Genomic DNA, 15,297 nt, shown 5'->3' with positions numbered 1-15,297 from the left:
AGGACAGTGACAGCCGGCGCGCTCGCCGCGCTGGCCGTGACCGGGGTCGTCGCCACGACCACGTGGGCGGGTGCGCAGGCGGCGGGCTCCGCGTTCTACACCGACCCCGGCACCAACGCGGCCAAGTGGGTCGCGGCCAACCCCGGCGACTCGCGCGCCGCGGTCATCCGCGACCGCGTGGCCGCGGTGCCGCAGGCGAGGTGGTTCACCACCACGAACACCTCGGCGGTGCGCGGCGAGGTCGACGCCTACACCGGGGCCGCGGCCGCCGCCGGGAAGATCCCGATCCTGGTCGTCTACGACATCCCCAACCGCGACTGCGGCGGCGCCAGCGGCGGCGGCGCGCCGTCGCACGACGCCTACCGGGCGTGGATCGACCAGGTGGCGGCCGGCCTGGCCGGGCGCCCCGCGGCGATCGTGCTCGAACCCGACGTGCTCGCGCTCATGACCAGCTGCCAGAGCGGCGACCAGCAGAGCCAGACGACCGCGTCGATCGCGTACGCGGGCAAGCGGCTCAAGGCCGGCTCGTCCCAGGCGAAGGTGTACTTCGACATCGGCCACTCCGCCTGGCTCTCCCCCGGCGACGCCGCGGCGCGGCTGCGGGCCGCGGACGTGTCCAACAGCGCCGACGGCATCTCGACCAACGTGTCCAACTACCGCGCGACCGGCGACGAGGTCGCCTACGACAAGGCGGTCCTCGACCAGGTCGGCGACTCGCGGCTGAAGGCGGTGGTCGACACGAGCCGCAACGGCAACGGGCCGCAGGGCAGCGAGTGGTGCGACCCCGCCGGCCGCGCGATCGGCACCCCGAGCACCGACCAGACCGGCGACAGCCGGATCGCCGCCTTCCTCTGGGTCAAGCCGCCGGGTGAGGCGGACGGCTGCCTCGCCACGGCCGGCCAGTTCGTCCCGCAGCGGGCCTACGACCTCGCCGTCGCGGCCGGCCCGGTGCCGACCACCACCCCCACCACTCCGACGACGCCCACCACCACGACCCCGCAGCCCTCGGGCGGCTGCAAGGTCACGCACCGGGTGGTCAGCACGTGGTCGACGGGGTACACCGGCGAGATCGTCATCGAGAACCGCGGGACGTCGGTCGATCACTGGACGCTCACCTTCTCCGCCCCGGGCGTGACCGTCAGCCAAGGCTGGAACGGAACCTGGACCGACACCGGCGACGTCGTCCAGGTCGCCAACGCGGCGTGGAACGGAACGCTGGGCACGGGCGCCACCGCCACGATCGGCTACAACGCGAACTACACCGGCAGCGCACCGCCCTTCGGGTCGCCGACGTTGAACGGCGCCTCCTGCGCCTGAGTTCCCCCGCTCGAACCCCCTCCGGGGCCGATCGTCCCGGAGGGGGTTCTCGCGCGCCGTAGCGCCCGGGCGCGGTCTCCGGTATTCTCGCGAAACTTTCGGAATCTAGCTCGACAAAAGGACATCCGGGCCCCGCGCGCATGTAACTTTCACGACGGTTTCGTCCTTTGTGGACACAAGATCGCGCCCCTGAGGTGCGCCGCCACCCGGACCGGCGGCCGGCTTCCCGGAACCCCGGCCGCACCGATTGACAACCGTCGACGCGGAAGCTCAGGCTGTCCCGCGGATGTTAGCGATAACAGTCAGGCAGCTGACCGGGAGAAGGTCGACATGAACAGACGAAGCACGAGCCGCAGGATCGCTGCGCTCGCCGCCGCGGCGACGGTCACGGCGGCGGTGGTGACCGCGGTGACGCTGGGGGCGGGGCCGGCCTTGGCCGACTCCACCGGCGCCCTGCACGGCGTCGGTTCCGGCCGGTGCCTGGACGTCCCCAACGCCAACCAGACCGACGGCACCACCCTGCAGATCTACGACTGCTCGGGCGGCGCGGGCCAGCAGTGGACGTCGACGGCCGCCGGCCTGCTGACGGTGTTCGGCTCCAAGTGCCTCGACGTCCCCGGCGGCGCGACCGCCGGCACCCGCGTGCAGATCTGGACGTGCCACGGCGGCGCCAACCAGCAGTGGCGGCTGAACTCCGACGGCACGATCGTCGGCGTGCAGTCCGGGCTCTGCCTGGACGTCACGGGGGCCGGCACGGCCAACGGCACCGCGGTCACGGTGTGGACGTGCCACGGCGGCAGCAACCAGAAGTGGACGGGCCTCTCGACCACCCCGACGACCCCGACGACCTCGACCACGCCCGGCGGCACCTGCTCGCTCCCGTCGACCTACCGCTGGTCCTCGTCCGGCGTGCTGGCGACACCCAAGAACGGGTGGGTCTCGCTGAAGGACTTCACCAACGTCGTCTACAACGGCAAGCACCTCGTCTACGCGTCGAACGTCTCGGGCTCGACCTACGGCTCGATGGCCTTCACGCCGTTCACGAACTGGTCCGACATGGCTTCGGCCGGCCAGACCGGGATGAACCAGAGCACCGTGGCACCCACGCTGTTCTACTTCGCGCCGAAGAACATCTGGGTGCTCGCCTACCAGTGGGGTGCCTGGCCGTTCATCTACCGGACGTCGAGCGACCCCACCAACCCCAACGGCTGGTCGTCGCCGCAACCGCTGTTCACCGGCAGCATCTCCGGCTCCGGCACCGGCCCGATCGACCAGACCCTGATCGCCGACGGCTCGAACATGTACCTGTTCTTCGCCGGTGACAACGGCAAGATCTACCGGGCCAGCATGCCGATCGGCAACTTCCCCGGCAGCTTCGGCGCGAACTACACGACCGTCATGAGCGACTCGACGAACAACCTCTTCGAAGCGGTCGAGGTCTACAAGGTCCAGGGCCAGAACCAGTACCTGATGATCGTCGAGGCGATCGGGGCGAACGGCCGCTACTTCCGTTCCTTCACCGCCAGCAGCCTCGGCGGTTCGTGGACCCCGCAGGCCGCGAGCGAGAGCAACCCGTTCGCCGGCAAGGCCAACAGCGGCGCCTCCTGGACCAACGACATCAGCCACGGTGACCTCGTCCGCACCAACCCCGACCAGACCAAGACCATCGACCCCTGCAACCTCCAGCTCCTCTACCAGGGCAAGTCCCCCAACGCGAGCGGCCCGTACGACCAGCTCCCGTGGCGGCCGGGCCTCCTGACGCTGCAGCGCTAGCGTCCCGGGCAAGCGCCCCGATGTGGCGTTGGGTGCGTCTGACGCACCCAACGCCACATCGGGGTTGTTTCATCGTGGTTCGAGCCGGTCAGGGTGGGTTGATCGGGTTTGGTAATGGCTCAGGTGTGGGCGGGCCGGACGCTTTGTCGAGGATGCGCCAGGTTTGAGGACGGCGAAGCCGCCCTCAACCGCCCAGCGCATCGCCGCGAACGCCTGCTGCTGAGCCTTGGTCAACGGCCGGTTGGCCTCGGCCTTGTGGGGAGCCAGCACGATCTGCTCGCATACCCCGCCGCAGACTGTGCAGTCACGGTGGCACGAACGTCTTTGTGCCGGCCCTGGAACTCCTTGTCCGCTTTGCCGCTGTAGTTGGCCCGGTTCGCCTGGCCGGTGCGGCGGCGGGTCCGGTTCACAGTCCCGTCCACCAGCACCACCCCCGCCTTACCGGCGGCCAATCGCCGCAGCACCCGCTCCAGCCGGGATGCGCGGGCGGCGAGCAAGGCGATGGCTTCCAGCACCCAGCGCCGCACCGTCGAGGCCGACACGCTCATGCCGCCGCCCAGATCGGCCAGGCGCGGGTCGTGTTGCAGCACCACCAGCGCCTGCCCGCCCGGGCCGGCTTTGCGCCAACGGGAACGCAACCGACGCCGCCGGGCACGGATCAAGTCGGCGACCATGCCCAGGGTCTGCCGCGACAACGGCAGGGTGACCTGGTAAGAAATCGGGCCGAAGCCCTCGGCGGGTGATTGACTCACATCTCGATCTTGCCGAGGGCTTCATGCCACACAACCCAGACACGCCCACCAAACCACTGCCACCAGCCACAACCAAGATGAAACAACCCCATTGGGGTTGTTCGGGTCCGGCTGTCGGACGACCTGTGGCAAGCGGCGCTAGCCGGCCGCGGGGTACATCCGGTTGAACCGCGGCGGCGTGTAGGGCAGGTAACGCCCTGGCACGCCGTCCGCGGCGGTCGCCAGCTCGTTCATCGTCCGGGGTGCCGTGTCGGGCCAGTGGCCCGTGCGCAGCCGGGTCAGCGTCCGGTCGATCGCCGCCTGCTGCTCGCCGGTCGTGTACGTGCAGTGGCCGGCCGTCCGGACGTACGTCTGGCGGAGCAGGGACGGCCGGCGGGCCAAGGCGCCGTAGGACTCCTGCTGGGCCACCGTCGAGATCTGGTCGCCGGTGCCGTTCACGGTGAGGACCGGGATCCGCAGGTCGCCGGTGAACACGATGCCCCGCTCGAGGTAGCGGACCGCCACCGGGTCGGCGGACACGCGGGGTTCGGCGGCGAGCCGGCCGAGGTCGGCGCGCAGGTCGAGCCCCGCGCGTTCGTACAGCCGCCGCACGGTGTCCCGCTGCTCCGGGGCCGCCGTCGTGAGCTGACGCGCGTAGTCGACCCCCGTGTTCCACGACGGGTTCCCGCCCGCCAGCTGCTCGATCGCCCGGCGGCTGCTCACCGCCTGCCCGACGTAGGGCAGCGGCCCGCCCGCCAGCGCCAGGAACATCCCCTCCTCGACGCCGTCGGCGGTGGTCGGCACCGGGGTCGTCGTGCCGTCGGGCGCCAGGCCCCAGCCCGGCAGCTGGCCGATCGCCGCCGCGAGCGCGATGCGCGCCTTGCCCGCCGGGGTCGCCTGCGCCGCGGTCACCGCCGAGATCCACTGCTGCTGGGTGCCGGGGACGTCGGCGGGGATGCCGGTCACCGGGAGGGCCGTGTTCCGGAACAGCAGGGTCTTGAGCGTGAAGACGGTGTCCAGCTTCTGGTTCCACTGCCCCACCGCGCCGCCGAGGCCGCCGCACATCGGCACGGCCGCGTCGAACCGGCCGGGGTACACCTGCGCGACGCCGGCGGCGACCATCCCGCCCATCGAGCGGCCTTCGGCGATCGCGTACCGGGCGGGGCCGAACGCGGTCTCGAAGCGGCCGAGCGCCGCCGCCTGGTTGTCGATGGCCCGCGCGATGTTCCAGCCGGTGACCGTGCGGGTGGTGCCGCCCACGGCGTAGCCGCGTCCCAGGAGGCTCGCGGTGAGCGCGCTCGACAGCCCGCCCGCGGCGAAGTCCAGGTCGACCAGCACGGCGCCGTTCCACCGCGCGGGTTTGGCGAAGCTGTACGGCGTGCCGTCGCTCAGCTGCCCGCCGACGCACGTCGCCGAGCCCACGCAGAGTTCCGCCGCGTGGGCGGTGGCAGGAAGTGCGGCGGCGGCGACCACGGCCGCGGCCAGCAGGGTGATCCTGGTGCCCATGAAAACACTCCTGTCCTTTTCGGACGGTCAGGTCAGTCCGTCGAGCCACGCGGTCATCCGCGCGGTCAGCTCGGCTCCGGTGCGGGCGTCGACGTTGTCCGCGGGCAGTTCGAGCACCGGGATGCCCGCCGCCCGCAGCGCCCGGGTCGTGAAGTAGCTGCCACGGGCGTCGTCGGAGACCAGGTGGACCACGCCGTCGACGCCGTGGTGGCGGGCTTCCTTGACGTACCACTCCGCCGACCACGGCGGGGTGTAGAGCTGGTCGCCGAAGGCGGCGAACCGGGCGGCCAGCGCGCGCAGCGGGTCGTCGCCGTAGCGCAGGTAGCCGTCCGCGGCGATGGCCAGGTACATCGACCACACGAAGACCGCGCCGTGCGACTCCTGGAACCGCCGGTAGAAGTCGAGGTCGAACCACAGCCCGCGGCCGACCCACATCAGCCGCAGCCGCTCGTCCGGGCACGCCGCGACCCCGGCGTCGATCCGGTCGCGCACCTCGTCGTGGAACGCCCGTGCGGCGTCGCGCGCCCACTCCGTGCCGCGGTGCCACTGGGGCACCATGACGCTCGGGATGCCGTCGGTGACGGCGATCGGGCACGGCCGGGCGGCCGCGATGAGGTCACGGGTGCGGCGGTTCCACTCCTGCTGCTCGTTCACCAGCGCCAGGACTTCGCGGAACCGCGTCTCGGAGAACACCCGTCCGGTGGTCTGTTCCAAGAAACAGATCAGCCCGGTCAGCTCGCCGGTCAGCAGGTCGAGGCGGTCGCTGCCGATCGCCTCCTCCCAGCGGTGCGGCATCAGCTCCCACCACCGCTGCGGGACCTCGTTCTCCGCCGCGCTTTCCAGGGCGTAGTAGGTGACCCCGGGTTGCGCGTCCCAGACGTCGAAGATCTTGCGGGACGCGTCCCCGGTCGTCTCGCCGAGCACGATCGACGGCTTCGGCAGCCCGCCCCACGGCGCCTGGCCGGGATCGGTCTCGAACGCCGACGCCAGCGACGTGGCGCTGTACTGCTCGATGTAGTCGGGGTAGCCGCGCTCGCGCAGCAGGCCGAGGTAGCGCTGGGTCTGGCGTTTCGCCGCGACGATCGAGGCCCACCACTGGTTGACCACGTACGGGATGCCCATCGCGCGGAAGATCTCCTGCGGCGCGTCCGCGTTGACCAGGGCCAGGGGCCCCTCGGCGGCGCGCACCCGGGCGAACCACTCGCGCTGGTGGGCGGTCGCGGTGGTCGCTGACGTCAGCCGGGCGCTCATGCCGCCGCACCCAGCGCCGCCAGCGCTTCGCCGGTCAGTTCGCCGTAGGGCTGACGCTCGGCCAGGACCGCGGGCAGTCCCGTCGCGGCCCGCTGTTCCGGGAAGTCCCACGGCGGTGCGTCGTCGTGCACGCGCGCGTAGGAAAACAGCACCTCCGCACCGCAAGCGCGTGCGGCCGCGGCGGTGTGCGCCGCCCGCTGCCGGATGGACGCGCGCGGGGCGGCGGGGCCGTTGTGCTGGTAGCGCTCGGCCAGCGCGAGTTCCGTCGGCGCCGCGCAGGTCCGGGCGAAGAGCAGCTCGCCCCAGTCGTGGTCCTCCCCCACGACGAGAAATCCGTTGCGCTCGACCGTTTCGTAAACGGCAGGGCTGTCGTGGGAGCTGCCGGTGAGGAACACCCGCACCCCCTCGGCCTCGGGCCCTTCGACGGCCGGCTCGCGTTCGACGAGCGCGATGGCCTCGGCGACCGGCACCGCGGTGGTCGCCGCGACGATCTCGAGGAACCGGGTGCCGCTCAGGCGGTTCGCCCGGCGGTGGGCGGCGAGCCGGCCGAGCGACCGGCGCAGGGTGTCGTGCGCGGTGATGGCCGCGGCGAGGTCGTCGTCGCCGATCGGCCGCCAGCGGCCCAGCCACTCGCGCAGCTGCGCGATCTTCGCGTGGACGTACCGGGTGGTCGTGTGGTGCGGCAGGTGCAGCACGTCGACCAGGCGCACCGGCGGCAGCCCCAGCGCCGGCTCGATCCGGTGCAGCTCCCGCAAGGCGTAGAACAGGCGCAACGACGCTTCGCAGTCGCGGGAGACGACGATGGCTTCGAGCGGCCCGTAGTCCCCGCCGAGGATCCGCGTCAGGATCGACCGGGCGACCGGGTCCACGCCGCGGCCGAGGTAGCGGTCGCCGACCGCGCTGTCTTCGCCCGGCTTCCCGGTCAGCCGCAGCGGCCGCAGGCCGGCCGCGGTGATCAGCTCGACCGGTACGTCGGCGCCGACGTACCCGACGGCGCTCAAATCACGGCCTCCGCGGCCAGGTCCGCCAGCTGCTGTTCGGTGTAGCCGAGCAGCTCGCGGTAGACGTGCTCGTTGTGCTCCCCCAGCCCCGGCGCCGGCCGGTCCAGCGAAACGCGGGCGGCGGAGAACCGGATCGGCACGCCGGTCCCGGCCAGGTCGGCGACGTCCCCGTGGCGCGGGTGCCGCAGCGGCACGACCTCCTCGCGCGCCAGCACCAGCGGGTCGCGGACGGCGTCGCGCGGCTCGCGGACCTCGGCGGCCGGCACGCCTTCGGCGGTGAACGCGGCGAGGATCTCGGCCAGCGGCCGCACCCGGCACCACTCGCGGATGAGGTCGTGGAGCTCGTCGGCGGCGCCGACGCGCTGGTCGCGCGTGCGGTAGCGGTCGTCCCCGGCCAGCTCGGGCCGGCCGATCGCGCGGAGGACGCCGTGGGCGAACGCGTCGGTCGGCGCGCACAGCGCGAGGTGGCCGTCCAGCGCCGGCAGGATCCCGAACGGCGCCAGCCGCGGCACCATCGAGCCGGTGCGCTGGGGCAGGCCGACCGCCTCGAAAGCGTCGAACGGCTCGCACGCGACCAGCGAGGTCAGCGCGCCGAGCATCGACACGTCGACATGCTGACCCTCGCCGGTGTGTTCGGCCTGCAGCAGCGCCGACACCGTGCCGACGACGGCGAACAGCGGCGCCAGCAGGTCGCCGATCGGCAGGCCGAACCGGACCGGGCCTTCGTCGGGCTCGCCCGCGGTCATCATCACGCCGCTCAGCGCCTGGATGATCGAGTCCATCGCCTTGCCGGAGCCCGGGCCGCCCTGGGCGCCGAACCCGCTGATCGAGGTGTAGACGAGCCGGGGGTTGACCTCCCGGACGTGGGCGTAGGAGATGCCGAGCCGGTCGGTGACGCCCGGGCTGTAGTTCTCGACCAGGACGTCGGCGTCGCGGACGAGGTCGGTGAACACCGCGTGCGACCGCGGGTTCTTCAGGTCGAGGGTGACGCTGAGTTTGTTGCGGCCGCGCAGCAGCATCGACACCGACAGGTCGTCGTCGTGCCGCCGGGCGAGGTTGAGCCCGTCCCGGCCGACGTAGGGCGCGTTGTTGCGGGAGGAGTCCCCGCCGGTGGCCGGGTTCTCGACCTTGATCACGGTCGCCCCGAGCCCGGCGAGCAGCAGCGTCGCGTACGGCCCGGCGAGCGCGGTGGTCAGGTCGACGACGGTGCGGCCGGCCAGTGGCTGGTCGGTCATGAAGGAGCCCCCTCGGAGAGATCGACGAGCACTTCGGTGCCGCGCGGGGTGAACCGGCCGTTGAGCCGGGCCCCGCGGGTGATGTCCTCGACGTACTGGGTCACGGCCTCGCCTCGCGCGGTGCCGCCGACCGGCACCGGACGGCCGTGGTCGTCGATCCAGCACGGGACGAAACCGGCTTCACGCAACCCGGTTCCGTCGAAACGGCAGAAGGCGATGGCGGTGTTGCGGCTTTCGGGGTGGAACGGGAAGAACGGCATGGCGGGGTCCGGCGCGAAGCCGTAGAGCTCGGTCCGCCGCTCGGCCCACGCGCGCAGCTCGTCCGCGCCCACGCCGGCTCCCGGCGTGAGGGCGTGGGTGACGGTGACGAAGTTGCCCAGCCCGTGGAAGATCGGCCGCCCTCGGTGGACCTCGATGCCGCGCATGATGTGCGGGTGGTGGGAGAACACGGCGTCCGCCCCGGCGTCGACCGCCGCGCGGGCGACCGGGCCTTCGTACATCGCGACCGTGACCGGGGTGTGCCCGACGCCCTTGTGCAGCGACACGAGCACGACGTCGGCCTCGGCACGCAGGGCGCGCACGTCTTCGGCCATCGCCTCGAGGCTGTCGGGGTCGGCGAAGGTGTAGATCTTCGGCGGCCCGCCGGGGCTCGCGTGGTCGAGCTCGTAGTGGGTGAGGACGTGGACGTACGCGCAGCCGGGCTTGCGGGAGGTCGCCCACGAGTCGCGCGGGCCGACGCAGTTGTAGGACAGCACGCCGATGCGCAGCCCCCCGCGCTCGACGATCGCCGGGCGGCGGGCCTGCGCGAGGTCCGGCCCGGCCCCCGCCGTCACCATCCCCGCCGCGCGGGAGTAGGCGATGGTGTCGGCCAGTCCGCCGTCCCCGGCGTCGCAGACGTGGTTGCCCGCGAGGGTGACGACGGCGAAGCCCGCATCGGCCACCGCTTTCAGCGCTTCCGGGTCCGACGGGGGCGCCGGGACGTCGGTGCTGCGCGAGACCGCCGTGGTCGAGTGCGGCACCTCGACGTGCCCGATGGCCAGGTCCATCCCCCGCAGCACCGGCGCGGCCGGGGCGAGGAACGATTCCGGGTCCGGCTCGTCCAGGATGAGGTCGCCGACGGCGCCGACAGTGATCACGAAACACCCTCCTTTTCGGACAGATGACGGGACAGGAAGGCCCGCAGCCGCTCGGTCCGCGGCCGCGCGAACAGCTCACCCGGCGGCCCTTCCTCGACGATCCGGCCCGCTTCCATGAACACGCACCGGTCGGCCACCTCGCGGGCGAAGGCCATTTCGTGGGTGACCACGACCATCGTCGTGCCCGCCGCGGCGAGGTTTCGCAGAACGGCAAGGACCTCGTCGACGAGTTCCGGGTCGAGGGCGCTGGTGGGCTCGTCGAACAGCATGATCCGCGGCCGGACCAGCACAGCCCTGGCGATGGCGACCCGCTGCTGCTGCCCACCCGAGAGCTGCCGCGGGTAGTGGTCCTCGCGCCCGGCCAGCCCGATGCGCTCCAGCAGCTCACGGGCCTCTCGCTCCACAGTGGACCGATCGCGCCCGTGGACGTGGATCGCCGCGTCGGTCACGTTGCGCAGCACGGTGAACTGCGGGAACAGGTTGAACTGCTGGAAGACCATGCTCATCCGGCGGCGCTGGGCGGCGATCCGCCGCTCGGTCAGTGGGCGCAGGCCACCCGGGGAGCGCCGGTGGCCGAGCAGCTCGCCGTCGAGGTACATCGCCCCGCCGTCGATCGGCTCCAGCTGGTGGGCGCAGCGGACGAGCGTCGACTTGCCGGAGCCCGACGGCCCGATCACCACGACCGCCTCACCCTCGTGCACGTCGAGGCTGACGCCCGCGAGCGCGGTCACCGGGCCGAACTCCTTGCGGACGTCGCTGATCCGCAGCACGGGGGCGGTCATCGGACGTCCCGGTGGCCGCGGGAGAACCGGCGCTCCAGCCGGCGCTGCCCGGCGGTCAGGACGGTGACCACGACCAGGTACCAGAAGCAGGCGACCAGCAGCATCGGCACGATCTCGTAGGTGCGGTTGTAGATCACCTGCACCGAGTGGAGCAGGTCCGACATCGCGATGACCGACACCAGCGCGGTGCCCTTGAGGACGTTGATGAACTGGCTGCCCGCGGGCGGGATGATCACGCGCATCGCCTGCGGGAGCACGATCCGCAGCAGCGTCTGGCCCGGCGGGTAGCCCATCGCTCGGGCCGCGTCGCGCTGGCCGGGGTCGACCGACGACACCCCGGCGCGGAAGATCTCCGCCAGGTAGGCCGATTCGACCAGCGACAGGCCGAGCACCGCGGCCGTCAGCGGCGTGATGACGCTGTTGGCGTCCCACGTGCCGAACACCGGGCCGAACGGGATACCGATCGAGAGCTTCGGCAGCAGGTAGGCGAGGTTGAACCAGAAGATCAGCTGCACCAGCGGCGGGATCCCGCGGAAGAGGCCCACCCACAGCGTCGCCACCCAGCGGGCGGGCCCGAACCCGCTCAGCTGCATCGCCGCGACCACGCCACCGGCCAGCGAGCCGAGCACCATCGCCGCGACCGCGAGCAGCACCGTGGTGCCCAGGCCGGCCATGACGCTCTTCTCGAAGAGGTACTTCACCACGACGTCCCACTGGAACCGGGAGTTGCCGGCCAGGAAGACGACCAGCTGCGCGAGCAGCACGGCCAGCACGAGCACGAACAGCCAGCGCAGCGGGCGGAACCGGCCGCGGGCGGCGGCGACGTCGTCGGGGGGCGCCGTCGTTTCCTCCACTGTGGACACCGCGGTCATTTCGCCGACGCCGCGTCGAAGACCGGCTGCGGGACCGTGACGTCGCCGAGGCCCCACTGGTGCATGATCCGCGTGTAGGTGCCGTTGCGGAAGAGTTCCTCGAAAGCCTTCTGCAGCACCGGTCCGAGCTTGCCGGCCTTCGGCGTGTACAGCGCGAGGTTGTCCTTCGTGGCGCCCTGCTCCTCGGTCTGGGTCACGTACTCGTACTGCCCCTTCTGCTGGGTGGTCACGTCGATCGCGGCCGCCTGGGTCATCCCGGCGGCCTCGGCGCGGCCGGACTTCGCGGCCAGCAGGGTGGCGTTCGTGTCGTCGAGCCCGACCACCTGCACGGCCGGCTTCCGCGCGCCTTCGCAGAACTTCGACAGCTTGGCGAGCTGGTCCTCCACGACACTGGCGGTGACCACGGCGACGCGCTTGCCGCACAGGTCGGCGGCCTGCTTGATGCCCGCCGCGGAGCCTTCGGGGATCACGTAGGAGGTCCGCGTGGTCATCCACGTGACGGTGTCGAACTGCTTCTCGCGTTCGGCGGTGGCCTTCACCGGCCCGTTGAAGGCTTCGTAGCGGCCGCTGAGCATGCCCTGCAGCGCGGCCGGGAGCCCGCTGACGATGGTGGTTTCCGTGCGCACGCCCAGGAGCTGGCCGAGCGCCTGCTGGAAGTCGTGGTCGATGCCGGTGACGGTCTTCCCGTCCGGGCCGACGGTGCGGTACGGCGGGTGGGAGTCGCCGGCGAACCGGAGGACGCCCGAGTCCTTGACCGCCTGGGGCAGCTGGTCGTGCAACGCGGTGTCGGCGGTCAGCGCGGCGGCCGTGGGCGCCGGGGCCGCGCCGTCCTCGACCGTGCAGCCGGCCAGGACGAGCCCGGCGGCGACCGCGGCGAGCGAGCTTCGACGCCATTGACGAAGAGAGGAGCCCATGTCGTTTCTTCCTGAGGAAGGCCACCCGGAGCAGGCGGCGCGGGAACCCGAGGGATCAATTGGTTGCTATCTTGGCGCCGATCGTCGCATGATGTGTCGCGTGATTCAACCCCCTCGGAGCGGCCACCCGGACGGCACTGCCACCATGGACACCCGCGGCGGGCACACCCGGCCGGCCGCCGACCCGAACCCGGAAGAGGCACGCGCGCGATGACAGCGACGCCCTCGGGGCCGCTGCCCCGCTCCCAGCAGGGAGCCGAGCCCCAGCTGCTGCTGACGTCCCTGCTCGGCGACTTCTGGTACTGGCGCGACGAGCACATCCCCTCGGCCGCGCTGGTGCAGCTGCTCGGCGAGTTCGACATCAGCCCGGCGAGCGCGCGGGCGGCGATCCGCCGGCTCGCCGCCCGCGGCCTGCTCACGGTGTCGCGCAGCGGGCGGACGACCGCGTACGGCATCCCCGCGCGCACGTCCGAGGTGATCATCGAGCGCACGCACCGGATGCTGACCTTCGGCACGAGCGCACCCGCGTGGGACGGGCAGTGGACGGTGGTCACGTTCTCGGTGCCGGAGCAGGAGCGGGGGCTGCGCACGGCGTTGCGGTCGCGGCTGCGGGTGCTGCGGTTCGCCGCCCTCTACGACGGGGTGTGGGTCAGCCCGCACGACCTGGCCGAACCCGCGCTCACCGCGCTGCGCGAGCTCGACCTCCGCAGCGCGACGGTCTTCCGCGCCACCGAGGTTCCCGGCTCGGGCGCGGCGGTCGCGGCGTTCGACCTCGAGCCGCTCGCCCGGGAGTACGACGGGTTCGTCGAGCGCTACGAGCAGGTGCTCACCGGCTTGGACGCCGGCCTGATCAGCCCGGCGCAGGCGCTGCACACCCGTACCGAACTGCGCGTGGACTGGCGGCGGTTCCCCGAGACCGACCCGGACCTGCCCGCCGAGCTGCTGCCCGCCGGCTGGGCGCGCGACCGGGCCCAGAAGGTGTTCCTGCAGATCTACGACCGCCTCGGCCCGCTGGCCGAGCTCCGGTTCCGGCAGGTGCTCGCGGCCACCGACCCCGAACTGGCCGAGCTGGCCACTCACCACGACTCCGTCAAGGTGGCCGCGTTGTTCGCCGGCCTGGGCGACCGCCACCCGGCCGGCGACACCCCGTTCGAGCAGGCCGCCGAGGCTCGCCGCCTGGACGACGCGCGGCACCGCTGAGGCGGCACTTCCCCCGCCGGGCGCACGCGCACCTGCCCGGGCTCCGGCCTCGAAAGTCGATCGAAAGTCTTTGCGACACGGCGAGACGCCGTGTTCTTCTGCTTGCGGTAAGTGACTTCATCGCGTGCCGGCAAGGAGACCACGGATGGCAAGAACTTCGGCGGGACCGCACAGCAAATGGTGGCGATCGCCCGCCACCCGGGCATTGGCGGGAGTGGCCACCGTCGCCGCGACGGCCGCCGTCCTGGTGACCGCTCCCGGCGCCGACGCCGCGGCCAGTACCCTCGGCGCCGCGGCCGCGCAGTCGGGCCGGTACTTCGGCACCGCGATCGCCGCGAGCAAGCTCGGGAACTCGGCCTACACCACGATCGCCGCGCGCGAGTTCAACATGGTGACGCCCGAGAACGAGATGAAGCCCGACGCGACCGAGCCCAACCAGAACCAGTTCAACTTCTCCTCCGGCGACCAGATCTACAACTGGGCGGTCGGCCACGGCGCCAAGGTCCGCGGGCACACCCTGGCCTGGCACGCCCAGCAGCCGGGCTGGATGCAGAACATGGGCGGCAGTTCACTCCGCAACGCGATGATCAACCACATCCAGAAGGTGATGGCCCACTACCAAGGGAAACTCGCGTACTGGGACGTCGTCAACGAAGCCTTCAACGAAGACGGCAGCCGCCGCTCGTCGAACCTGCAGAGCACCGGCAACGACTGGATCGAGGTCGCCTTCAAGACCGCGCGCGCGGCCGACCCGTCGACCAAGCTCTGCTACAACGACTACAACATCGACAACTGGAACTACGGCAAGACCCAGGGCGTCTACAACATGGTGCGGGACTTCAAGTCCCGCGGCGTCCCGATCGACTGCGTCGGCCTGCAGGCCCACTTCACCGGAGGCAGCTCGGTCCCGAGCAACCTCCAGACCACGATCTCCAGCTTCGCCGCGCTCGGCGTCGACGTGGCGCTCACCGAAGTCGACGTCACGAACTCGTCGACCTCGCAGTACGCCGCGCTGACCCAGGCGTGCATGAACGTCGCGCGGTGCGTCGGCATCACCGTGTGGGGCGTGCGCGACAGCGATTCCTGGCGCTCGAATGAAAGCCCGCTTCTGTTCGACGGCAACGGGAACAAGAAAGCCGCGTACAACTCGGTGCTGAACGTCCTCAACTCCGGCGGGGGCACGACCACGACCCCCACCACCACACCGACGGATCCCACGACGACACCGACGACAACGACCACACCGGGCGGGGGCAGTTGCACCGCTTCGCTGTCGGCGGGGCAGTCGTGGAGCGACCGGTACAACCTCAACGTCTCGGTCAGCGGCGCCAGTTCGTGGACGGTCACCATGACCGTGCCGAGCCCGGCGAGGATCAGCGCCACCTGGAACATCAACGCCACGTGGCCCAGCAGCCAGGTCCTCGTCGCGACACCCAACGGCAACGGCAACAACTGGGGTGTCACCATCCAGCACAACGGGAACTGGAACTGGCCGAGCGTCAGCTGCAGCAGTTCCTGAGCCTTCTGTCCCCCGGGCGAGCTACACCCGTTGCTCGCTCCGGGGTGACGTTTTCCCTTG

13 protein-coding genes are annotated in these 15,297 nt (G+C 71.7%); 4 read left to right on the top strand and 9 right to left on the bottom strand.

Translation table 11 applies throughout. The annotated features are described in order from the left end of the window. Nucleotides 1-6 precede the first annotated feature (6 nt). Together ACLJQM_RS12590 and ACLJQM_RS12585 are read left to right on the top strand one after the other, a co-directional pair. Entirely contained in the window at nucleotides 7-1,317 is a 1,311-nt protein-coding gene (locus ACLJQM_RS12590; RefSeq protein ID WP_410631377.1) for a glycoside hydrolase family 6 protein, read from the top strand. Between the two features lie 330 nt (nucleotides 1,318-1,647). Then, nucleotides 1,648-3,090, top strand: a complete 1,443-nt coding sequence (locus ACLJQM_RS12585; protein ID WP_360781562.1) for a non-reducing end alpha-L-arabinofuranosidase family hydrolase — start codon at nucleotides 1,648-1,650, stop codon at nucleotides 3,088-3,090. A gap of 230 nt (nucleotides 3,091-3,320) precedes the next feature. Here ACLJQM_RS12585 and ACLJQM_RS12580 read toward each other — a convergent pair whose 3' ends face one another. From ACLJQM_RS12580 to ACLJQM_RS12540, 9 genes are all read right to left on the bottom strand, one after another. Then, nucleotides 3,321-3,842: a hypothetical protein gene (locus tag ACLJQM_RS12580; protein WP_410631321.1), complete on the bottom strand. Its 522-nt coding sequence runs from the start codon at nucleotides 3,840-3,842 to the stop codon at nucleotides 3,321-3,323. Nucleotides 3,843-3,980: 138 nt separating this feature from the next. Continuing rightward, nucleotides 3,981-5,327, bottom strand: a complete 1,347-nt coding sequence (locus ACLJQM_RS12575; protein WP_410631320.1) for a DUF6351 family protein — start codon at nucleotides 5,325-5,327, stop codon at nucleotides 3,981-3,983. 27 nt (nucleotides 5,328-5,354) lie between these two features. Next, nucleotides 5,355-6,578, bottom strand: coding sequence for a 2-hydroxyacyl-CoA dehydratase (locus tag ACLJQM_RS12570; protein ID WP_410631319.1), 1,224 nt, complete (start codon nucleotides 6,576-6,578; stop codon nucleotides 5,355-5,357). Beyond that, nucleotides 6,575-7,579 carry a 2-hydroxyacyl-CoA dehydratase family protein gene (locus ACLJQM_RS12565; RefSeq protein WP_360781570.1) on the bottom strand — a complete coding sequence of 335 codons (1,005 nt, stop codon included), beginning with the start codon at nucleotides 7,577-7,579 and terminating at the stop codon, nucleotides 6,575-6,577. Before ACLJQM_RS12565 ends, ACLJQM_RS12570 begins: the two co-directional genes overlap by 4 nt. Beyond that, entirely contained in the window at nucleotides 7,576-8,814 is a 1,239-nt protein-coding gene (locus ACLJQM_RS12560; protein ID WP_410631318.1) for a CaiB/BaiF CoA transferase family protein, read from the bottom strand. The genes ACLJQM_RS12565 and ACLJQM_RS12560 overlap by 4 nt, the downstream gene beginning before the upstream one ends. Then, complete coding sequence (locus ACLJQM_RS12555) at nucleotides 8,811-9,950, bottom strand: CapA family protein (protein ID WP_360781572.1); 1,140 nt, start codon at nucleotides 9,948-9,950, stop codon at nucleotides 8,811-8,813. The genes ACLJQM_RS12560 and ACLJQM_RS12555 overlap by 4 nt, the downstream gene beginning before the upstream one ends. Further along, nucleotides 9,947-10,732 carry an amino acid ABC transporter ATP-binding protein gene (locus tag ACLJQM_RS12550; RefSeq protein WP_360781573.1) on the bottom strand — a complete coding sequence of 262 codons (786 nt, stop codon included), beginning with the start codon at nucleotides 10,730-10,732 and terminating at the stop codon, nucleotides 9,947-9,949. Before ACLJQM_RS12550 ends, ACLJQM_RS12555 begins: the two co-directional genes overlap by 4 nt. Beyond that, nucleotides 10,729-11,604 carry an amino acid ABC transporter permease gene (locus ACLJQM_RS12545; RefSeq protein WP_247022534.1) on the bottom strand — a complete coding sequence of 292 codons (876 nt, stop codon included), beginning with the start codon at nucleotides 11,602-11,604 and terminating at the stop codon, nucleotides 10,729-10,731. The genes ACLJQM_RS12550 and ACLJQM_RS12545 overlap by 4 nt, the downstream gene beginning before the upstream one ends. Continuing rightward, the gene (locus ACLJQM_RS12540) at nucleotides 11,601-12,518 is read right to left on the bottom strand and encodes a transporter substrate-binding domain-containing protein (protein WP_410631317.1); all 918 of its coding nucleotides are present in this window, start codon (nucleotides 12,516-12,518) and stop codon (nucleotides 11,601-11,603) included. Before ACLJQM_RS12540 ends, ACLJQM_RS12545 begins: the two co-directional genes overlap by 4 nt. A 210-nt stretch (nucleotides 12,519-12,728) precedes the next feature. Here ACLJQM_RS12540 and ACLJQM_RS12535 point away from each other — a divergent pair, with 210 nt between their 5' ends. Continuing rightward, complete coding sequence (locus ACLJQM_RS12535; RefSeq protein WP_247022531.1) at nucleotides 12,729-13,718, top strand: PaaX family transcriptional regulator C-terminal domain-containing protein; 990 nt, start codon at nucleotides 12,729-12,731, stop codon at nucleotides 13,716-13,718. A gap of 145 nt (nucleotides 13,719-13,863) precedes the next feature. Next, on the top strand, nucleotides 13,864-15,237 hold the full coding sequence (locus ACLJQM_RS12530) for an endo-1,4-beta-xylanase (protein WP_410631316.1): 1,374 nt from the start codon (nucleotides 13,864-13,866) through the stop codon (nucleotides 15,235-15,237). The last annotated feature ends 60 nt before the right edge of the window (nucleotides 15,238-15,297 follow it).

This window comes from Amycolatopsis sp. cmx-4-83, assembly GCF_046548815.1.
Taxonomy (GTDB): Bacteria; Actinomycetota; Actinomycetes; order Mycobacteriales; family Pseudonocardiaceae; genus Amycolatopsis; species Amycolatopsis pretoriensis_A.
The sequence above is the reverse complement of the archived record's forward strand: the minus strand, read 5'-3'. Positions and strand labels throughout refer to the sequence as shown.